The organism is Chryseobacterium oleae (assembly GCF_900115055.1).
Taxonomy (GTDB): Bacteria; Bacteroidota; Bacteroidia; order Flavobacteriales; family Weeksellaceae; genus Chryseobacterium; species Chryseobacterium oleae.
In genome coordinates, this window is sequence record NZ_FOVD01000001.1 from 1,393,899 (window position 1) to 1,415,423 (window position 21,525).

22 protein-coding genes are annotated in these 21,525 nt (G+C 37.7%); 1 reads left to right on the plus strand and 21 read right to left on the minus strand.

Going from position 1 to position 21,525, the window contains the following annotated elements:
- Positions 1-196: 196 nt before the first annotated feature.
- From BM143_RS06330 to BM143_RS06380, 11 genes are all read right to left on the minus strand, one after another.
- Positions 197-1,528 carry a trigger factor gene (locus tag BM143_RS06330; protein WP_090023715.1) on the minus strand — a complete coding sequence of 444 codons (1,332 nt, stop codon included), beginning with the start codon at positions 1,526-1,528 and terminating at the stop codon, positions 197-199.
- Positions 1,529-1,666: 138 nt separating this feature from the next.
- Positions 1,667-2,239, minus strand: a complete 573-nt coding sequence (locus tag BM143_RS06335) for a hypothetical protein (RefSeq protein WP_090023716.1) — start codon at positions 2,237-2,239, stop codon at positions 1,667-1,669.
- 51 nt (positions 2,240-2,290) lie between these two features.
- Positions 2,291-4,675 (minus strand): TonB-dependent receptor, encoded by a 2,385-nt coding sequence (locus tag BM143_RS06340; RefSeq protein ID WP_090023717.1) that lies wholly within the window; start codon positions 4,673-4,675, stop codon positions 2,291-2,293.
- A 461-nt stretch (positions 4,676-5,136) separates the two neighbouring features.
- Positions 5,137-5,493 carry a hypothetical protein gene (locus BM143_RS06345; protein ID WP_034731487.1) on the minus strand — a complete coding sequence of 119 codons (357 nt, stop codon included), beginning with the start codon at positions 5,491-5,493 and terminating at the stop codon, positions 5,137-5,139.
- Positions 5,494-5,805: 312 nt separating this feature from the next.
- Positions 5,806-7,731 carry an ABC-F family ATP-binding cassette domain-containing protein gene (locus BM143_RS06350; RefSeq protein WP_090023718.1) on the minus strand — a complete coding sequence of 642 codons (1,926 nt, stop codon included), beginning with the start codon at positions 7,729-7,731 and terminating at the stop codon, positions 5,806-5,808.
- Positions 7,732-7,918: 187 nt separating this feature from the next.
- Positions 7,919-9,259, minus strand: coding sequence for a T6SS phospholipase effector Tle1-like catalytic domain-containing protein (locus BM143_RS06355; protein WP_090023719.1), 1,341 nt, complete (start codon positions 9,257-9,259; stop codon positions 7,919-7,921).
- A gap of 159 nt (positions 9,260-9,418) precedes the next feature.
- A complete protein-coding gene (locus BM143_RS06360; protein ID WP_034731455.1) occupies positions 9,419-10,096 on the minus strand; it encodes a response regulator transcription factor in 678 nt (225 codons plus the stop codon).
- The gene (locus tag BM143_RS06365) at positions 10,065-10,883 is read right to left on the minus strand and encodes a sensor histidine kinase (RefSeq protein ID WP_228430699.1); all 819 of its coding nucleotides are present in this window, start codon (positions 10,881-10,883) and stop codon (positions 10,065-10,067) included. The genes BM143_RS06360 and BM143_RS06365 overlap by 32 nt, the downstream gene beginning before the upstream one ends.
- A complete protein-coding gene (locus BM143_RS06370; RefSeq protein WP_090023720.1) occupies positions 10,844-11,467 on the minus strand; it encodes a hypothetical protein in 624 nt (207 codons plus the stop codon). The genes BM143_RS06365 and BM143_RS06370 overlap by 40 nt, the downstream gene beginning before the upstream one ends.
- A gap of 19 nt (positions 11,468-11,486) precedes the next feature.
- Complete coding sequence (locus tag BM143_RS06375) at positions 11,487-12,224, minus strand: hypothetical protein (protein WP_090023721.1); 738 nt, start codon at positions 12,222-12,224, stop codon at positions 11,487-11,489.
- A 275-nt stretch (positions 12,225-12,499) separates the two neighbouring features.
- Entirely contained in the window at positions 12,500-13,120 is a 621-nt protein-coding gene (locus BM143_RS06380; RefSeq protein ID WP_090023722.1) for a DUF5715 family protein, read from the minus strand.
- A gap of 219 nt (positions 13,121-13,339) precedes the next feature.
- On the opposite strand from BM143_RS06380, the gene aqpZ reads away from it, so the two are divergent.
- Positions 13,340-14,059: an aquaporin Z gene (aqpZ, locus tag BM143_RS06385; RefSeq protein WP_034731472.1), complete on the plus strand. Its 720-nt coding sequence runs from the start codon at positions 13,340-13,342 to the stop codon at positions 14,057-14,059.
- Between the two features lie 238 nt (positions 14,060-14,297).
- On the opposite strand, the gene BM143_RS06390 is transcribed toward aqpZ, so the two are convergent.
- From BM143_RS06390 to BM143_RS06435, 10 genes are all read right to left on the minus strand, one after another.
- Positions 14,298-14,843: a hypothetical protein gene (locus BM143_RS06390; RefSeq protein WP_090023723.1), complete on the minus strand. Its 546-nt coding sequence runs from the start codon at positions 14,841-14,843 to the stop codon at positions 14,298-14,300.
- Positions 14,844-14,849: 6 nt separating this feature from the next.
- Positions 14,850-15,353 (minus strand): phosphate ABC transporter permease, encoded by a 504-nt coding sequence (locus BM143_RS06395; protein WP_228430700.1) that lies wholly within the window; start codon positions 15,351-15,353, stop codon positions 14,850-14,852.
- 23 nt (positions 15,354-15,376) lie between these two features.
- Positions 15,377-16,360, minus strand: a complete 984-nt coding sequence (locus tag BM143_RS06400; protein WP_090023724.1) for a LuxE/PaaK family acyltransferase — start codon at positions 16,358-16,360, stop codon at positions 15,377-15,379.
- A gap of 181 nt (positions 16,361-16,541) precedes the next feature.
- Positions 16,542-17,333, minus strand: a complete 792-nt coding sequence (locus BM143_RS06405) for a UDP-2,3-diacylglucosamine diphosphatase (RefSeq protein WP_081874011.1) — start codon at positions 17,331-17,333, stop codon at positions 16,542-16,544.
- 29 nt (positions 17,334-17,362) lie between these two features.
- A complete protein-coding gene (queD, locus tag BM143_RS06410) occupies positions 17,363-17,809 on the minus strand; it encodes a 6-carboxytetrahydropterin synthase QueD (protein WP_034731429.1) in 447 nt (148 codons plus the stop codon).
- A 186-nt stretch (positions 17,810-17,995) separates the two neighbouring features.
- Positions 17,996-18,439, minus strand: coding sequence for a hypothetical protein (locus BM143_RS06415; RefSeq protein WP_090023725.1), 444 nt, complete (start codon positions 18,437-18,439; stop codon positions 17,996-17,998).
- A 479-nt stretch (positions 18,440-18,918) separates the two neighbouring features.
- A complete protein-coding gene (locus BM143_RS06420; protein ID WP_090023726.1) occupies positions 18,919-19,305 on the minus strand; it encodes a hypothetical protein in 387 nt (128 codons plus the stop codon).
- A complete protein-coding gene (locus BM143_RS06425) occupies positions 19,302-19,829 on the minus strand; it encodes a hypothetical protein (RefSeq protein WP_090023727.1) in 528 nt (175 codons plus the stop codon). The genes BM143_RS06420 and BM143_RS06425 overlap by 4 nt, the downstream gene beginning before the upstream one ends.
- 9 nt (positions 19,830-19,838) lie before the next feature.
- Positions 19,839-20,945 carry an RHS repeat-associated core domain-containing protein gene (locus BM143_RS06430; RefSeq protein ID WP_139222002.1) on the minus strand — a complete coding sequence of 369 codons (1,107 nt, stop codon included), beginning with the start codon at positions 20,943-20,945 and terminating at the stop codon, positions 19,839-19,841.
- Between the two features lie 164 nt (positions 20,946-21,109).
- Positions 21,110-21,508 carry an acyl-CoA thioesterase gene (locus BM143_RS06435; protein WP_090023729.1) on the minus strand — a complete coding sequence of 133 codons (399 nt, stop codon included), beginning with the start codon at positions 21,506-21,508 and terminating at the stop codon, positions 21,110-21,112.
- Between the last annotated feature and the right edge of the window lie 17 nt (positions 21,509-21,525).

The window sequence follows — 21,525 nt, forward strand, 5'->3', positions numbered from 1 at the left end:
TAGCCATGTCACGGTTTTGAACCTTGACATGGTTAACAGAACCCCTCAGATCCGGATAGCTTCCAACTTTCTTAGCCTCATTAAAACAAAAAACTCTAATCCTGCATCCAGATTAAATAAATAAAAACTCTTGTAAACCAGACATAAAAAAACCTCCGGTTTCCCAGAGGTTTTCAAATATTTATATCGAAATAAATTATTTCTTAAGTTCTTCTAAAAACTCGTCGTGAGAGATTTTAGTTTCTTTTTTTCCTCCTTTTTCAAGGATTACATCTTTTAGTTTAGCCATAGCTACTTCAGAAGAAATTTGTCTTACCTGCTCCTGGTCTTTCAACATCTCAACAGCGTATTTCTGGATTTCTTCGTCACCTAAGTGGTGAATTCCGTAGATCGCCAATTGGTTTTTCACCAACTGCTCAGCCTGTGCCAATACATCAGCATAGTCTAATTTGATCTCGTTATCCGTCATTAATTTACCTTCAATGATCTGGTATCTTAACTGGCTTTTTTCTGCTTCAAGGATTTCTTTAGCCTGCTCTTCAGACTGGATATTCTGGTTAGAGAATATTAACCATTTTACTAAGAAATTTTCAGGAAGTTTCACTTCTTCTTTTTCAGTAACCTGCTCCAATACTTTATTCACGTAGTGAACGTCAGCATTTTGCTGGAAGTACTCATCCAATTCAGATTTTACTTTGTCTTTAAGCTCTTCTTCAGATGTAATTGTTCCTTCTCCGTATACTTTGTCGAATAGATCCTGGTTCAGTTCAGCCAAGTTCAATGCATAGAAATCTTTTACTTTAACTTCTACTTCAGCATGGTGTAAGTGCTCAACTTCTTCTTTAGTGAATCCTAATTCTTTAGCTAATTCTTCGTCAGATGCAAGAGTTTCCTTAGATACTTTTACAGAACCGTCCATTTTCAAAGCTTTTACCAATTTGAAAGCTTCTTTGTTTTCAGCTGTAATGGTAGCATTCTTTGGGTGGTGGTGCTCTCCTTCAGCATCTTCTTCTACAACCTGAGAAATCTCTAAAGCGATATAAGAATCTTTACCGATTTTATCCTGAGGAACCTGCTCCGCAAAACGTCTCTGCATGTTCTCAATGCTCTTCGTGATTTCCTTGTCAGAAGCCTCTACTTTATAATGAGGAGCTTCATATTTAGCTAAATCTATAGTGAATTCAGGCTCATATCCTACCTCGAAACCAACTTCAATTTGTTCAGCGTTGTAGTCCAATTGGTTTACTGGCTGAGGAACAGGCTGTCCAACTAATCTTAACTTGTTTTCGTTAACGTAGTTGTTCAATGCGTCAGAAACCTGTTTGTTGATTTCTTCGAATGCAATACCTGCTTCATATTGTTTTTTAACCATACTCAAAGGCACTTTCCCTTTTCTGAAACCAGGAACTTGCGCATTTTTAGCATAATTAATCAACTGCTTTTCTACTTTTTCTTTGTAGTCAGATTTTTCCAATGTCACTGTAAGTAATGCACTTACGTCATCATGGTTTTGTGCGGTAACCTTCATTATTGATTAAAATTTTAGGTTGCAAAAATATGAAAATTTTATGAGAATAACCTACTTCTAATCAATTCTTAGTCGTCAAATGTCTATAAATAAAAAACCACTGAACATATCAGTGGTTTTTTGTTTATGTGAAGTATTCTAATTACTTAGGTTATAAGTAGCTTCCGCATCTGTTTCTCCTCCCACTACGCTTCCCCAGGCAGTTCCGGCTTTGGCATCATTTACACTTTGTGGTTCATGAATCAGAGTAAGTTTCAGGAATGGAGCAGTTCCTCCAACAGCCTGGGTTACATCCCATTTTGTTTTTAATCCGACTCTTTTTCCATCTTTTCTCAGATCACCTCCATCCAATCTGCTCACTGTGATATTTGATTTTGGAAAATCGAAAATAAGGAAGTGCTCATCTTTAGCATCAATAATTTCCTGTGTAGCATCCTCGTTCCCGTTTCTGAATTTTGCTTCCACTGTATAAGACTTTCCGTCTTTCAATGGAATCGTAGGAATTCCTCCGGCTCCGATGCTGTAATTATATTCGATAGCCGTAGATCCCGGACTATCTTCTTTCACCAATAAAATGATATTGGTAAGTTCTTCCTGAGGAAGGTCATCCTCTGCTACAGAACCGTCTCTCTGGCAAGAAATAACAGTAAATGTAATTAATAAAACGGCTAATAATCTGATGATATTTTTAGTATTGAATAGTGTGTTCATTGTTAGAATTTTAAGTTTGTAAAATTTTAATGTAATATTTTTTCTGAATCCTTAGAATTTGTATCTAAAGTTTAAAATAAAGTTTCTTCCTGCCTCATCCGCGAAGAACCTCAAGCGGTTCAGATAATCTCTGTACGAAGTGTTGAAAAGATTATTCACGATAAGCCCAGCAGAAAGGTTTTTGCTGATATTGATTCCCGTCTGGATATTCCAGAGTGAATAGCTGTTTGGAGGCGTACTCAAATCGATGGTTTTATCCACCAATTCTCCATCCACATACACTTCAAGGTCAACATTTCGGATCGGGAATCTGGTTTGTTTTAAAAACGTTTGGTTTTCTACCGTAAAATAGAAGTTGTTCCATTTTTCTTTTTTAAACTGTAATGCATTGGAAAAATTCGGTGGCATCATCAGGATTAAAGGTTCATTATCGGTATCATTCTGCCCGTGTACATAACTTCCTTTTCCTACATAGGTAAGGTCATCTGTAAGTTTCCAGCTGATATCCAGATCTACTCCATACATTTTGGCATCAATCTGCTGGTATTCCCATTCAGGAAAAACTCCTCTGATAGTCCCTTTAATTCCAACAGGAACCTGGTTGATAAAGTTTTTAGTCATGAAAAAGTATGGGTTTACGGAAACATTCAGTCCTTTTAAAACATTGAATTTTGAATCCACCGTTAAATTAAACTGATGGCCCTCTTCATTTTTCAATCCCATATTTCCGGTCTCAATCACCCCTGCTGAATGGTGTAGTCCGTCTGAAAACAATTCTGCCACGTTCGGAGATCTGCCCACTTTTGCATAATTAAATTTCAAATCAAAGTTGGAATTCGGACGATACTCTAAACCTGCATTGAAAGAAACATTATTATAATTAAGCTGAGGACGAGTCAAAATCCTGTTCTTGTCTTTCTTCACATAGAATTGTGGAAAAGTGTTCGCGTATAATTTATCCCAGTCCGCCTGATCATACCATTTCGTCACATCATAACGGGTGAAATCATATCTTGCTCCTGCTTCAAAATTAAATTCATGAGAGATTTTGTATTTAAAAACAGAATAAACCCCTGCAGCATATTTATCATAATTAGGGATCAAACGTCTTGCTTTTGTCGCAGGATCTGAATAATTATTTTGAAAGCTTCCGTCAATTCCTGTTTCCAGTGACCATTTTTCCCTCTCCAGTAAATCATTAAGGTTAAACTGATGCGTCATCAGTTCCAGATCTAAAGAAGGCGTATCTTTCAAATCCCCTCTTCTGATGTCATATTCCTGTCTGTGGTTGTACTGATAACTGTACGTCGCGGAAAGTTTACCGATATTGGCGAATCTTTTAAACGCTGAAACCTTAGCGATATGATGCTCAATTACCTGTCTCGGATTATCAATATCATAGCTGAATTTTCCTGAATAAACCGGAGGGTTTGCCGTCATCGCTCTGTCATAGTCTCCTGAACTGGAAACGTGTGAATCCCTCAAAATTCCAATATTCTGATTCGTCAGATAATAATCAAATGAAATTCCTCTTTCGTAGGTATTATTCTGAACCGTAAAATTAAAAGAAGAGAAATCCATTCCCGTATTCTTCAGGTTATAATCCGGAGCGCTCTGATCTCCTAATTTCTTGATGCTTCCTCGGGTTTTTACAGCCCATCCGTTTTTCCAAACCTTCGCTACATCGACATCCAATCCAAGTCCTCTCCCATTGGAAATTCCGGTAAGTCCCACCGAACCTTTTATCGTATCTTTTTTAGGAAAAACTTCAGGTTCCAACACCACGACTCCGCCTATGGCATCACTTCCGTATTTCAATGCGGAAGCTCCTTTTATCACGTCGATATGTTGAAAGTTGTTAATATCAACATTGGGAGCGTGTTCTACACCCCATTCCTGTTCCGCAAGCTTCACTCCATTATTGAAAATAGCAATTCTGCTTCCGTATAACCCGTGAATAACCGGTTTTGAAATATTATTTCCGGTCTTTAAAGTGGTTACTCCTGAAATTTTTGATAACAAATTCCCGAGATTATCTGTAGAATTTCTCTCGATTTCAGATTTATCAAGGGTTCTAATCACTAAAGAACCGTTGGATTTATGGCTTCCATGAATGGTCACCGTTTCAATATCCTGGCTATGGTGCTCCAGGGTAATTACCAAGTGTACATCCTGAGTAACTGCTATATTTTCAGTATAATCATTACAATCAGGGTGTTTGGCAATGAGTATATATTTTCCCGCAGGAATTTTGTTAAACGTAAACTTACCCTTAGTGTCTGTTTTCGCAGTGAATCCGCCGATGTTCACCACCGCATTTTCCAGCATGGTTTTATCGTGAAAATCCTGAACGGTTCCTTCCACCGAGTACGTTTTTTGTGCACTTATCAATGCCAGTCCGCAAAAGACCAACATCAGACTATATATCAATTTCATTGTCTATAGATTGATTGTGTACCGTTTCAGGTACATTTTTTCGTAAAAAATTTATTAAAGGGGTTTATATTTAATTGTAAAAAGTACAATGTAAAATGTAGGAATGACTGATATGGTAAGTGATGAGATTTTAGATTTCAGACGTGAGATTTCAGACGTGAGACTTTTGCCGTAATAAAGTTTTGGTAACATTTGAATCAACAACTCAACTCTACACTCATATACTCTTAAACCCTCTAACTCGATAATCCTGAATCAGTTTACAAGAAATGATATTCCCACTTAAGACCTGCAGAGATTTCTGTCTTCCCTCTTCCATCTCCAGTCTTAAATACCGAACTCAAAACCCGTATCCCGAAAAACATGAATCCCGTATCCCGAAATTCTCATCTATCAGCCATTAGCTTTAAACCCAAAGTACTGAACTTTAAAATGAATTAAAGCCCATAAAAATCTATGATTTATGAAACTGCGGGAGGCCCCCGAAGTTGAAAAGTAAATTTGGTCTGAGACCATATTTTTTCCTGAACGGCAATAACCTGTTTTACTTCATGCGAAAAATGATCGAATGTAAAACTGTACTCGTCCGGAACTAATGTATTACCTGTCGCTAAGAAATGACACGCCAGACAGTCGCCCGGCTTTTCTTTAGCTGAAGATTTAGCAATTGTATTTTCTGTCTTTTTAAAGTGGAAACTTTTAAAATAATCGACAGCATCGTGATGGTGAAAACTTTGGGAAAACAGCGCAATGAAGTAGATCCCAAACAAAAGTTTGGAAATAAAATTCTTCAGATTTCTGCTTTCCTTAAAAATCATGCTTCAAAAGTATGAAAATAATTTAAGTTTTATTAAACACTGTGTAAAAACTATTCGATATGTCGGTGAATGTGATAGTTTGTTACAGGGAGAGAATCAAGAGTCAAGATGCCAGACTTCAGACTTCAGATTTCAGACTATTCTATAAGTCAATGGTCAAATTTGCTTCGCAAGTGAATGGTGAATTTTAGTTTCGGGATATGGGTTTCGTATTCGAACCAGCAACTGTCAACCAGCAACCAAAATCTCTATACTCATATACTCTCGACCCTAAAACCCTCCAACTCTCAAACCCTCCAACTCCAAAAACTCCTAGCTCAACTGAGAACCCAAATGCTCCCATTCCTGAAGCGCAACTTCCAGTTCTTCCTTCGTTTTATTGTATTTTTCCAAAGTTTCTTCAGAAGGATTTTCTTTGGTGAATGAAGCTTCATATTTTTCAATTTCCACTTCAAGCTCGGAAATTCTTTCTTCTACTTTCTTTAATTTATTCTGAATATTTTTCTGCTCCTTGCTTACGAAAGTTGATGATTTTTCTTCAACTTTCACTTCTTTTGGAGCCGGTTTTGGCTCAATTTTGTCTTCGCTGTGAAGTTTTGCTTTTTCCGCGGAGATTTCTCTCAGGGTTTCTTTTTGTCTGTATTCAAGATATTCTCCAACGCTTCCAAGGAATTCCTTCATTCTTCCGTCACGGAATTCGTAGATTTTATCACAAAGTCCGTCCAGGAATTCTCTGTCGTGAGAAATCACGATCAATGTTCCTTCAAAATTCTGTAGAGCCAGTTTGATAATTTCCTTAGACTGAATGTCAAGGTGATTGGTAGGCTCATCCATGATCAGTGTGTTGAATGGACGAAGCAACAGTTTACAAAGTGCCAGACGGTTTCTTTCTCCTCCGGAAAGTACTTTTGTCTTTTTGGAAACAGCTTCACCCTGGAAAAGGAAAGATCCTAATAAGTCTCTTACTCTTGGTCTTGTTTCCTCGGTTGCTGCATCTTCAGCTTCTTCTAAAACGGTTTTATTGGGTGTCAGTACTTCTTCCTGATTTTGGGCGAAGTATCCTATGTTTACGTTGTGCCCTAAATTCCAGGTTCCTGTATGATCTTTAATATCTCCGGCAAGGATTTTCGCTAAAGTGGTTTTACCCTGTCCGTTCTGTCCTAACAGAGCAATTCTGTCTCCTCTCTGAACAATAAAGTCTACTTTATCGAAGATTTGTTTTTTTCCGTAGGCTTTTCCTAGATTTTCCGCTTCAAAAATAACTTTTCCGGGAACCATAGACTGTACGAAACGGATGTTGAATTTTGAAACGTCTTCATTATCCACTTCAATACGCTCGATTTTGTCCAGTTTTTTGATCAATGACTGTGCGAAAGATGCTTTGGTAGCACTGGCACGGAACTTATTGATGTTGTCCTCCATCTGCTTGATCTCTGCATCCTGGTTCTTTTTCGCACCGATCAGTTTCTCACGGCGCTCTTCACGCATGACGAGATATTTGGAATAGTTGGCTTTGTAATCGTCAACTTTTTTATTGTTAATGTCAAAAGTCCTGTTACAAACAGCCGTCATAAACTGCTTGTCGTGACTTACCAGAACAATGGCACCGGGATAGTCTTTCAGGAAGTTTTCCAGCCAGATAATGGATTCCATATCCAGGTGGTTGGTAGGCTCATCGAGAAGCATGATGTCATTTTTCTGAAGAAGCAGTTTTGCCAGTTCAATTCTCATTCTCCAGCCTCCTGAAAATTCATCGGTGATTTTTTGGAAATCATCAGCTTTAAAACCTAAACCGAACAATACTTTCTCCATATCGCCTTCAAGATTGTAAGCGTCATGGTTCATCAAAAGGTCGTTCAGTTCTGTCATTTTATTGATCAGATCTGTATAGGCATCACTTTCGTAGTCTGTTCTCACAGCCATTTGATGATTCACATCTTCCAGTTCGTTTTTCCACGCATTGATCTGCTCAAAAGCCTGCATGGTTTCTGCCCAGACCGTTCTTCCTTTCACGAAATCCAGATCCTGCTTCAGAAAACCGATGGTAGCACCTCCTTCACGGACTACATTTCCTTCATAGAAATTAATTTCCCCGGAAAGCATTTTCAACAAAGTGGATTTCCCTGCTCCATTTTTTCCTACGAGACCTACTTTATCATCCTTTTTAATGGTGAAATTTGTATTTTGAAACAGATAGTTTCCTGAATGATGTAATCCTAAACCTTGAACCGAAAGCATTGTGTAAAATAAAAATTAGTGATGAATAATGAATTTTCGGGTGCAAAAGTACGGAAAAAGAAATGAATAGCCCAGAAATAAAAACAGACTGCCCCGGAGCGCCGTTATTTGGAACCATAAAAGGGATGTCCTGCCAGACATCCCTTCGTAACCTAAATTTAAAACTGAAAAGTACTAACGTATTTATCTAATTCTGATCTGCCGTTACGGATCTCATTTCGATCGTACGGCTCCAGATATCATTATTGGGAACATTGGTTCCATACAGGAAATCTGCTACAAAACTGTCTTCGGGAAGATGCAGCTCGGTAAGAAGTCTGGTATGGATTCCACGGTCTACGGATGTACTGCTCGGTACATTCAAACCGTTATTGATGAGCTCTGCTTCAATTTCCTCCACGGTTTTATTGTCGGACGGATCTCTGTACGTCCCGTAATTCGCTGAAATATGAGTATAGGCTGCCAAAACTGAATAATCATACTTCGGTTTCAGATCCGGTGTGAAGCTTTCAACATAGGCTGAAAGGGCTTTATAAAAATCCGAAAGGAAGGTATCATCTGTTATTTCAAGACCTGATTGACTAAGATCCGTATTAAATATTCCGGACACGGCACTATTGGTTTCCTCCAGCATGATGCGTCCATATACAAACGGAAGCGTGTTCAGCACAAGCTCTCTTGAAATATAAGCCTGCGAAAGGACCACTCCTTTCTCAATTTGAAAACCTGAAAGCAATGCATCCCAGATTTTATTTCCTTCGGCATCGGTTTTTGCGTTTCTTACGTCTGAAACATAGTCCTTGAGATCATTCACATTAATGAAATCCGTAGAAATATATACAGAATGTGCTGCCGGCAAGTAGCCTCCTCCTACATCAGCATGGGCCCCCGGAACAAAAACTTCTTTCCAGACAGAACCGGCTGTTTCAGTTTTGGTATCCTGCATAGTTTTAGAATTCTCAAAAAATCCGGTAAGCGGGAAAAAGAATCTGCATTCATTGATCGCGCAAATATGGAGGGCATTTTCCACTTCCTGTGGCAAGCCCATATCGTAGGTGTTGAAAGGTTTTGATTCAACCGTATCAAAAACGCCCAGAAATTTTATGGTGACATTTACTGAGGGATATTTCGCGACAAGCTGGTTGCAGAATTCTCTTGCCAGCATGCTTCCTCTGCTGAATCCATAGACATAAAACTGGTAGTCTATATTTTTATCAATCACCAGATTCTGTACAAAAGCATCTGCTTTCTGCAGTTTGTCATCGGAAGAATAACCCTGTGCATCCGGTGGATTGGCGCATGTGGCCATGGCGAAGTTACTGTCTTCACCTCCTGTAATTGTTCCTATTCCTTCGACATATATTTTATGGCTTCCGTTGAATAAGTTGAATAATTTATAAACATTGGTGGGTGCCTCTTTATAACTTTCATTATTGGCTGAAGGTACTATGATGGCTTCCGTGTTGATTCCGTTGTTTCCTGTTCCGTCAAAAAAAATTCCGACAGCTAATATTGTATCTTTTTCCATCGCTGTGTTTTGCTTTACTTGTTAAAAGTTTTCCCGGACATCTTCATGATCTGATTCTGCTCTGAATTCCGTAAAAACTTATTTTTCAAATTAACGGAAGAAGGAAAAGCAATACTAGCGTGAAAAATACCAAATAAAAAATTCCGTATTTCTACGGAATCACATTTTATCTAGAGAATATATATTGTTCACAACGGCGTAGATGACAATCCCTACGGTGTTCTTGGCTCCAATCTTTTCCAGGATCCGCTGGCGGTGACTTTCCACGGTCCGCGGGCTGATGAAAAGTTTCTCCCCGATCTCGTTATTGGTGTATTCCTGACAAATCAGTTTAACCACATCTTTTTCCCGTTCGGATAATTCGTCTTCCATTTCAAAAAGCGATTTCTTCTTGGCAGAGCTGTTCATGTATGTAAACAGCATCTGATGATCTTCGGCCGTAAAGAAAACCCCGTTTTTATACACCATCGTAATGGCATCGATAAATGTTTTTCTGTCTGAGTTTTTAGGAAGAAAAGCTGAAACGCCCAACTTAACCATATACCCAAGAATAGAGGTTTTGTAGTGGGAAGAAAGGATAATAATTCTGAGCTCTGGATATTTTTCTTTAAGAACTTCTACCAGCTCAAAGCCGTTCATAGGCTGCATTTGTACGTCTACCAATGCGATATGCGGAAAATCGTCTTCGGAAAGGCTTCCCAGTTTCTCAATGAAGTCAGGGCCATTGTTTGACGTAAGGCAGACGGAAATATTCTTTTCATTCGAGAGCAGCATTTTCACCCCTTCCAGGATCAGCTGTTCGTCATCAATTAAGGCTATTTTGATTTGGGAGTTCATTGTTTTTTGGAATTATAATGATTAAACGGCTGCCTTTATTTAAAGTACTTTTCCATTTATGGACGGCATTCATAGATTTTATCCTGGATTCAATGTTTTTGATTCCCATTCCTTTTTTCACGAGATCATAATCAAATCCCTGTCCGTTGTCTGAAATGATTACCGCCATGTTTTGGGGATAATCTTTGATATAAATCCAGAGATCCGTCGCTGTGGAATGTTTGATTACATTGGTGGTAAATTCCTGGATAATCCTGTACAGCTGTACTTCCACAAAGATATCTTTTTTCTCATATCCGGGCATTACCTGCATAGAGATATTGATCTTGTGCGAAAGATTGGCAATCAGTTCTTCCACATACAGAACAAACCCCACCGATTCAAGATTGACAGGATATAATGAATGGGAAATACTGCGCGCTGCATCAATGAGGGATGACATCTGGTTGTAAATATTTTTCTTGATCACCTCATCGCCTTTGGTATCCAGGTTATTCATCCACAGGGAAAGGATATTAAGACGGTTTCCGATATCATCATGAATCATGACGGCTATTCTTTTTCTCTCTTCTTCCTGTGCTTTGATGTTTTCCAGAACAAGTTTTTTCTGGTGAAGAACTTCAGCTTCATGCTGAACATTTTTTTCTTTAATGATCCGGCTGATAAAAGAACGGTACGCTATGAGAATAAAAGATACGATAACTGTTATGGTAACAATTATAAGGATCAGCAGGCTAATATTTAAGGTTACTTCTTTAATTTGATGAAGGTATATAAAAATGAACAATATAAAATGCTTGACAAAATATTATTCACACTCAGAATAATATAATAATCATTTTCTGACAGATTCGCGAGCTGGTGCTGAATAATAAAAATAAAGACCGAAACGGAATAGTAGAAAAAAATACACGCATCTACGAGAAGAAAACGGTTCTGTGTAGACGCATCTTTGATCTCACGGATCAGAGCAAATCCGGAAAGGCAGATGATCATAATATTGGAAATCACCTTGACAATATCACTGTTGAAAGGATAATTGAATATATATTTCGACACCATAAATCCTGTGGCCAGCAGTGCTGTAATGCCGAGGAAATATTTTGGTAGATCCAGTTTTCTGATAAACAAGGCTGTCACCAGGAAAAACTCTCCGGCTATGTACAGAGGATACAAAAACGAGGTATCGTTAAGATTAAACACATAAGGCAAAACGAGGTTCAGCAATTCAATAAAAAAAAGAAAAGCAATACAGTGAAAATATTGCTTCTCTTTAGTATTCAGTATACGGTATTTTGCTGCTCCCAAAAGTATGATGGACAGAAGCAGACCATAGTTTAGGAATAGAATTGCTTTAAAAAAATCTGTCATTCCTATCTATACTACGTATTTAAGATCCAAGTTCAGGAATACGGCAAACAGGCGGACATGGTTTCGCCCAATCATAAGTATTTGAAACAACTTTTGAGCTGCTTCCCTGTAGCATTTTCTCGTGGAAAGAAATAAAGATCAGTGTTACCAGCATTCTCTGGTAGATATCATTATGTCTAAGTCCAAATGAGCAAGTAACACCCGCCACTTCCGGCTCCGGGTGGAACAGGTCGTCCATAGGGATATAAAATCTTTTGAAGATTCTTTGGCCTCCAAATTCCGTACACTCACGGAAGAACCATTCCATACCTTCATCTCTCCAACGTTCAATGGCCTGCACGGCTACATCCTGGTCAAGGATTGGCTGGTCTGATACCGGAAAAAATGTATTGGTATTGTCATCTACTTTGGCAAGGTCACTGGAAAGAATAGCGTTTTTCACCACTGTAAATTCTTTGGTTTCCTGCAATCTCAGGTCACCTTTAAGCGGTTTAAGAGTTGTGTACTGGTATTCCACAACGCTTCTGTCGATGTATCCTTTTTCATCCAGAGGAACGAAGATCAGGACCATTTCGCCATTAAATACACCTACTTGTGCGCATGCATCTACGTATTTATTTTTTTCTCTGATTTTATCGAGCTGCTCTTTAGACAGGTCAAAAACGTAATTGGTTTGGATCAGTTGGGTAATCAGAAAATAATCGGACCGGTGCCTGTCCCATTCGGCCATCGCCAGTTTGTAATCGTTCTCGTTCATAAGTTCATGGTTTATTTAGTCGCATAAAATTATATAAACTAAACCTCCTGCACAAATAATCGTATCATAAATTTATTATTCATAAAATAAATTTAATTTTAAGCGCTAAAAATTCACAAAACAACATCATGCAGTTTGTGATATATGATTCGGGATACTGTACACACAAGCCGATACAGCTATAAAAGATCCGGCAACACCGTTATGAAAACTGTTCGTTGAATATTCAGATATTACAAAAAAAATAAAGCCTACAGGAGTCCAATAAAAGAAAATCAATAATTTCTGACGGTAATATGATAACAGCTCTGTTGTCTCTCTTTAATGTAATAAATTCTACCGGCCGCTACATAATACTTCAAAACTTTCTCCAGGGCTGCTTCCATTTTCGGATTGTATTTCAGTACATCATTGAACCGTATGTAAGAAATATCAAAAGAGTTTCCGTAGTTGTGGGAGCTGATTCCCATTGAAGCGTTGGAATTCACCCGTCTCAGTCTGCACTGGTCTTCAAGCGTTCTGGTAATAGACGAAACCGTGAAAGTATGTCCTTTGGTTTCTTTGCTGAATCTGGAAGCCATCTTTTCGAGCGTGGCTTTGGCTTTGGAAACCATATAAGCACGGCTGTAATCAAGCTTTTGAACGCGGTAGCCTTTTCCGCTTTTTTTTATTTTATGAAATTTCCCGCTGTTAATGTACTTCTGTACCGTTTTGGAATCTGTCAGCAGTTTTACCCCGAAACTTTTTGAAGCATCCAGATGCGACTTGTACAGTGCCGTTGGTTCCACTTTCAGTACGGTTGAAAGATCATAACAGGGAGCTGCTTTTTTTGTTCCCTGCGAATAATAAAAGCTATACATAAAAGGCAAAAAAGCCACACAAAAATACTTTCTCATTAACCATGCTTTTAAATTACTAAACGAAAGATAAACATTTATGCCATATCATTCAACCCCTACATTATGCCATCCCGAAAAAATTCCCAACAAACATTAAACCAAATTATTAAATCTTGAATTTTCAGTTAAAAAAAGTTAAAATATTTTTCCACTTTAACTTTTTATTTTAAAATTTAAATTTTACATTTGAGATACATTTAAATAATAAACAACATGATAAAAAAACTTTTTGCTGAATTTTTCGGCACATTTTGGCTTGTTTTCGGTGGCTGCGGAAGTGCAGTTTTTGCTGCCGGAGTTCCCGATATCGGAATTGGCCTGCTGGGCGTAGCTTTAGCGTTTGGTCTTACCGTTCTTACGATGGCGTATGCTGTCGGGCATATTTCTGGCGGACATTTCAATCCGGCAGTATCTTTCGGACTTTTAGCAGGAGGCAGATTTTCTGCCAAAGATCTTATCCCTTATGTGGTAGCGCAGTGTCTTGGAGCATTGGTAGCTGCAGGTTGTCTTTACGTTATCCTTAACGGTTCCGGAGCTGTAGATTTTTCTAAACCAGGAGCTTTTGCCACCAATTTTTACGGCGAAGCTGTCTACAACGGAAAAGCTTTCAGTATGGGAGCCGCATTCCTTGCAGAATTTTTACTGACAGCCTTCTTCCTGATTGTAATCATGGGAGCTACAGACAAATGGGCTAACGGAAAGTTCGCAGGTATCGCTATAGGTCTTGCTTTAACGCTGATTCACCTTATCTCTATCCCGATTACCAATACTTCGGTAAACCCGGCAAGATCGCTTTCACAGGCGGTATTCACCGGTGGGCTTGCGATGTCACAGCTTTGGCTGTTCTGGGTTGCTCCTATTGCGGGAGGAATTGTAGGAGGATTGATCTACAAGTTCTTACTTCAGAGAGATTCAACGGAAGTGGTTGCTGATTAATTAATACCAATCGTTATAAAAAAACATGGGCTGTCAATTTTTTGGCGGCCTATTTTTTTTGTGGGTACGAGTTTGAGGGTTGGAGCGTTTGAGGATTTGAGAGTGTATGAATGGAGCGTTGTTGGTTGCTGGTTGTCAGTTGCTAGTTCGAACCACGAAACCCGAAACTAAAATTCACTATTCACTTGCGAAGCAAAATTCACCATTGACTTATTAAAAACAGTCTGATGTCTGAAATCTACTTCACCTTCTTAATCTCAAAAGGATATTTAAAAATAAGTTCTTCCTGTTTTCCTTTAATCTCCATTTTACGCTGCAGTAAGTTCAGGGCCATTTTCCGGATAAAAAGATCTTTATCATTCAGTTTCCAGTAAGGATCTTCGTGTACTCTTTTCGGGCTTCGTATCAGGTAGAATTCCGTTTCCCAGGTATCAACGTTATGGTAGAATTCGATAATGCCACAGTGTTCGGGGATCATACTATGCTCTATCATGCCCATCGGGAGCAGGAAACTGAAAGCATTGCAGATATAATCGCCACAGGAAATCTTATCGTGTTTCAGAAACTTCTCTCCTGTTTCTTTATTGAGGTATGATTTTTTGAAATCGTTTTTAAAGTCACTTTTAGAAAGCTTGATCTCTATTTCATGACTGAAACCATCCGCATCTATGAACAGCATATCCGCTTCCCAGTCTGCCTGGAAATAATTCGTCAGTACAATTTCTTTTTCGAAATCGCAGTGGGAATGGATATAGGCATGAACCAATTCTTCTATTTTCAGCACGATGTATTATTTTTTTTGCAGTTCAACGACGCCATAATGCAGCCATATTCCAAAAAAACCTGTTTTGGTAAAATAAGTTTCCTCTTTTCCGAATGCAACGGTGGTATCTGGCGGTGTCTGGCAGATAAAAAAATGTCCCCCATCAATACAATTGATTTTTCCTTCTTTATGCATATCTGTCAAGCCAAACTCTTTATAAGCATCCTCGTCATTAGCCAGGTCAAATAAAAACCGTTTAACCGTGATTTTGTCTTTGCCGCCATCTCTTTTTGAGGTCATAGACCAGCGAACCAGATCGGATTTTTCTTTATCTGCAACTTCCTTAACATCAGCATCCTGAATTCTGGCAATCACCAGCGTATCAGTCGTTGTTAAACCTCCATCATTATTCTTCTCATTGACCATATAAGTTCCGGACCAGATATCCTTTTCTGCTTTCTTTTGAGCAGACACTAAGCCGGATAATCCGATCAGCAGTAAAAATATACATCCATTTTTTATGAGATTCATGATAAGAAGTTTTTATTTGATGATTAAGAAACCAATAAACTGCATCCCCGAATATCTGAATGGTCTATTCTTCCCAGGACCTGAAATGTATCTCCCGGCAGCGTTTTCCCTAGATCCTGCGTTGCAATAAAGCAGCACGAATGGATATTAGCCAGATCTATAATATTGACCGCCCCCGTTCTGCCTTCCTGTTCATAAGAGAATGGATCTTCTGCATTACGAACCAGTATTTTCATCCAATTGGGACACTTATATTCGTTATTTCCCAATGAATAGGCTTGCGAAAGCAGTTCCGTCATGGAATATTCTGAGTAGATTCTGTCTGTTTTAAAACCATTCTGCAGAATTTTCAGAAGCTCATCTTTTGTCATTTCTTCTTTTCTGCCTTTCATTCCTCCGGTTTCAATAACAGTCAGGTTCTTAGATTCTTCAATTGAAAAACCAAGAGACTCCACAGAATCCAGGAAATCTAAAAGAGCAAAAGACACCCCGAAAAGAATGACTTTTTTATCTTTCAAACGGTTTAGAAGTTCAAACAGTTCAGAATGATTATACAAAAAATAGCCGTTTTCAGGTTTTGCAGACTTCTTCATCAGATAGTCTACCATATAAATCAGCGAAGAATTCTGTTTTTCCAGATAGCTCGGAAGCAGGCCCAGAAAAATAAAATCTTCCGGCTTTCCTATAAACTGTTCAAAACTTTTATAGATGCTTTCTTCATAAAGATCAGGAGCTGCTATAAAATGTTTCGAAAGATTCATCTGTGTGGTTCCTGAACTCTGAAAAAACAGGTCTGTTGACTTATTCTTGTCCAGAATCTGGTGGTTTTTGAACATCTCTATCGGCAGAAAAGGAATCTTCTCCAGACTGTTGATTTCGTCCGGGTTTATTTTCAGATAATCCACGAACTTTCTATATATCTCAACATTTTCGTACTGATAACGAAAAGCGGCCAACGAGGCTTTCAGGAAATCCTGCTCTGTCTGTATGCTGAATATATTTTCCAATTTTCTAAGACTGTTTTTAAACCCATTATCAATTCATAATGAATGAATTACATAATGAGCTCTATTTTTTTAATATTTTTTTAATGGAAGCATTACACTTTGGTAAACTTCTTGCAAGTACTTACTCGGAATATGGATTAAAAACAAGAGTGAGCTTCGGTTCATTCGAAAATTACCTCTCTCAGGGGTAATTTTTTTTTGTGCCGTCTTTATAGGTTTTCAGTTCAAAATCACTTTCAAACACACCGTACGTAAAATAAGAAATCCAGTCGCCCAGATTGATGTATTTTGCTTTCTGCTCAAGGTCCAGCACCATCGGAAGGTGACGGTGTCCATAGATAAAGTAATCGATCTTCTGGCTCTTCAGTTTTTCTTTTGAATAGATGATCAGGAATTCTTTATCTTCTCCTAAAAACGCCTTATCCTCTTCTCCGGAAATCATTTTGTTTTTCTGCGAAAGATACAAAGCCACCTTCATGGCAATATCCGGATGCAGCCATTTGAAAAACCACTGCGCTACAGGATTCGTAAACAGTTTTTTCATTCTTTTGTAGCCTTTATCACCAGGACCGAGACCATCTCCATGAGCCAGCAGAAACTGCTTTCCGCCCATCTCAAAATACTGCTTCTGGTAAAAAACAGTACATCCGATCTCTTCTTCCAGATAGTCTTTCATCCACAGGTCATGGTTTCCCACAAAGAAATAAATATGTATTCCTCTGTCTTTCAGTTCGGCTATTTTTCCGAGAACACGTACATATCCTTTTGGGATCACATGTTTCCATTCATGCCAGAAGTCAAAAAGATCACCCATTAAAAACAAGACCTGAGCATCTTCTTTGATCTCGTCCATCCAGCGTATAAATTTCTCTTCACGCACTTTGCTCTCCTTAGGTGTAGGAGCTCCAAAATGTTGATCTGAAGCAAAATATACTTTTTTTCCAGGTTCTAAATTAATGATCGTTTTTAACACCGGTCTGAATTTTTATGGATAAATTACTGTTACTTATTATCTTCTGCGAACCATTCTCCATAAGAGTTTTCCGTTTCGTGAAGTTTAAGGTAGGCCAGAGAAACCTCAGCCGGAAGTTTTGATTTTATTTTTGCAGCAATAGCGTACAGCATGTTCTCACAGGTAGGCTGAAAGCTGCAGTAGATCACTTTATGTCCTTTATTTTCAAGATCCTCGCCCAGTTCTTTATGGGGCGACAATGCATTCACAAGAACTGCATGGTCCCAAAGATCCACGATTTCAGATTTTACGATACTTTTAATATCCCCAAAATCCACTACCATTCCATTTTTGGAATTCTCCAAATCATTAATCACTTTTCCTTTCACCGTTACAAACAGTTTATAGGAGTGTCCGTGCATATTTTTACATTTCCCATCGTAGTTGTACAGCACATGGGCCGTCTCGAATGTGAAAATTTTTGTAATACGTATCATAGTGCAAAGATATGACAAAACATAATTATAAGTGGTCTATTCGGTCTGGAAAAACAAATTGTGAGCAGCGGCTGTACAGTGAATCCATAGTTATCAAAAAAGTCGCCAAATCTTCCCTTTAAATTCGTTGCTTTTTAGCAACGGTTTTTGTTTGTAAATAGAATAAAGATGTTCGTTCTGAATGTATTAATCATTGTCAGAAATACCAAGTTCTCTAAGAGCTACTATACATCCTATATCTTTGAGTTTAGCTCCTTTTTTCAAATAAAATAAGACATATTCCTTTTCGCCCTTATTCAACTTATTAAAAATTGATAGATCATAATGTTGAGTCCCTGGAGCCTGTTTCAGTCCAATTATTTGTACAAAGATCTCATGACAAGCATCTCCGTTATTATATTTATCTGCCATTAAAATTGAGTAGGGCAAAGTTTCATTATGAAATGGTGAGTTAAGATAATATAGAGTTAATTGTTTGTAGGCATCAATATTGCCATTCATCAGAATCTCTTTTTTATATTTTTCTATTGAGATACCCTTAGGTTTATCTTGATCTTTTTCCTTTGAGCAACAGACTGTCAATGAAAATAAGAATAGAACTAAAATTATCTTTAAAGATGTGTTTTTCATAATATCAGATGGTGTTAATTACTTTAAATAATAAAGTTTAATGTATTTTTTAAAATGCATTACTAGCATATTTTAATGTTTCAAATGTTCATCTTAAAACTTAGTCTGATTGTTTGAGTTGCCACTTAATTGTTATAATTGCCTATTTTTTCACTTTTTGTAAACTTACCCCTACTAATCTTTCAAGATGATACTTTTACAATAGAAGGTCATCGAGTCTTCCGCAATAGCTACTTTATATGTAACCCCCTCTATTTGTGCAGGTGATAAATCTTCTATAATTATAGAAGATTTATCAGAACAAGAATAGTAATCTGAGTTTATATTGATACTAGATACTCTGTTCAATGGCAAACCCAGCGCCTACAAACTCACCAGCGCCGAGATCAAAATTCCCAATAGTTACTGGTGCTGTTTTTGGCAAAATTGATCCTACAGCTTATTGTAGTACTTTGTTTTAGAAATAACTCAAAAAATGTCTATTTTTTTTTTGAAGCAGATACATTATTTATTTCAATTTCTTTACAAAAAAAATTGATACTATCATCCTCATAATCTTCAATCTGAAAATTTATATTCTCCAGACCATTAGCTGAAAGATCTAAAATATCAAAGCCTGAAATTTGGTGCAACCCCATTCCACTAAATTTAATATTCAAACTTGATACAGTTTTGAATAGTATTGATACCTCAAAAAAATCCCCTGAAACATCTGGCCATCCGTTTACATTCTCCCTTAATTGGCAGTAAAAATTAATTACTAAATTTTGAGTTGACCATTCAAGAGACTTTATGAATGCTATATCTGAAGGTTTCCAATCTCTGTAAATACTTGTTATTTTTTCTAGATTTTTTATTTTTTTCATTTATTCCAAAAATCATTAGGTACAAACTCTTCTAATTTAGAAATATCATTTTTTTCACTTTGCCAAAAATGTTCAATCTTCATAAGTCTATCTAAATCTTTCCATAAGATCATCTTCCCCAAAATATTCATATTATATTTTGCAATATCAACTCTTATTTTTTCAATTCCCACATGATATTTTTTGAGATCTGAATGAAGTGCTTGGTCAAATTCAAATAAGAGCTTGCAGCAATATAATATTTCATCCTGTTTTAGAGGAAATGTTTTAAATACGATAGGCCTCAATTTATTAAGTAATGACTTTTCTTCAGGAATAAAATTGAAATTTTCAAAATCTGTTTTAGGTAAATGAAAGCTATTAATAAGGTATTGAGTTACTTTGGAAGGTACTATGATATTTTTAAAATAGTCTTGTAACTCATCCCATGTAGTCCACTTATTCCTGTCGAGAGAAAGATTGATTAATCGGAGATAAGCATACAAGAACATCAATTGTGAATAATTTATTTGAATTTTTTTCATAATAAAAATTTAAAAACCTAGCCAATTCCATCGTACAAATTTTGGTGCAGAATCTGATATTTTTAATGGTGCTCCACCCGTTACAATACGTCCCGCATTTCCTGTTCCTCCAATGCCAGGAGAAGCTGGGGGGCCAACTTGAATTTTTGGAACAGAAAATTCAATATATGAACCGCTACCATATTGTCCTAAGTCAACCTTAGTGGCCTTTGCAAAAGGAGAAACTTCTACATCTACTCCGTATGGTTTTCCTCTAGAAGCGTTTATTAAACCACTGCTTTTAATTGATTTAAGTGCAGTCAATGATGTATGGTGACGTACTTTGACCATTTCAGTTGTCTTCGAAAATTCACCCTGATTGCTAAATTTAGGAGTTTCCTTATATATAGGTATAGATGTAGCCTGCTCGTCAATAATCTGATAGCCAACAATTTCATCAGCATATCCTCCATTAATATCTCCAACTATTAAAGTATTAGTTTTTGGAGCTGTTATCCCTACTGTAGTTGTTTTCGGTGTATTATTTAAAGTCCAAGCACTTCTTCCTTGTGCTATCGGTGCTCCTTTCAAAATCGTTCCTTGCGAAGCTCCTGTTTTAGCAGCCTGTATATTCTTTGCAATCTGGCTTCCAGCTCCAATTAATCCTCCAGCAACGCCTCCTATAGCAGCTCCGGACAAACCACCCACCAAGGTTCCTTCTATTACATTTTCGCCAAACATCACCGAGGTTGCAAATCCACTGAGAGCACCCGATACAGCTCCTCCAGTAGCGCCTGATATAGCACCTCCTAACAGACCGCCAGATATCCCCCATGACGTTGCAGCATAGGCGGCAGCAGAAACTCCTACTGCAGCTCCAACAGCGCCAGTGAAAGCTCCTATTGCTCCTCCCATGGCAATTTTGCCCCAGGTTGCTCCCCAGTTCCATTTGGCTGGATTCCATGAACCGTTAGCTTTTACTCCCGTGAAGTAAGCCCCTGCCACAGCTCCTACGACAGCTCCTACAACTACCCATGCAACCTCTCCACTCGGGTCAATGTACATCAGCGGATTATTCATCACATATCCGTACCTGTTGTAGTTTTGGGTATTCAATACCCATCCACAGTATACCAATCTGGTTAATTATATTAAGAATGTGGATGTAGACTATATTAAGTCACAGGTATTTAACTAACATTTTATTTAAACTCTACAACTTCCTTTGTTTACATAACAACATTATCTATTGTAAAAACACCTGAATATAAAGTGTTTTTATTATAAAATTAAATTCAGAGCTATAAATCCGGTTCTGTAAGATCATCCATCCAGTCACTTTCCAACCTCTTTACCTTTTGCGTTTTTAAATCAACCAAAACCCATAGAGTCCTTGAATCTACGACAAGTTTATCATTACAGTAAAACTCAACTTTTCTGGGCTGCTTTATGCCTTCAGGAGCTTTAGGGTAAGTTTTAATCGTAATTACATCCCCAAGATACACCTGTTTTTTGTACTGAATATGATGATCAACAAGTATCCAAGCGAATTCAGCAAACTCTGTCTTATACTTTAAAGAATCCCAATGCTCAGCTGCTATTTCCTCAACCCAATGTACATACTGCACATTATTAACGTGGTTATTCTGGTCTATGTGTTCTTCAGTTACCTGAATTTGTTTTTGATAAATTAAATCCATTTATGTTTCGGCTTCAT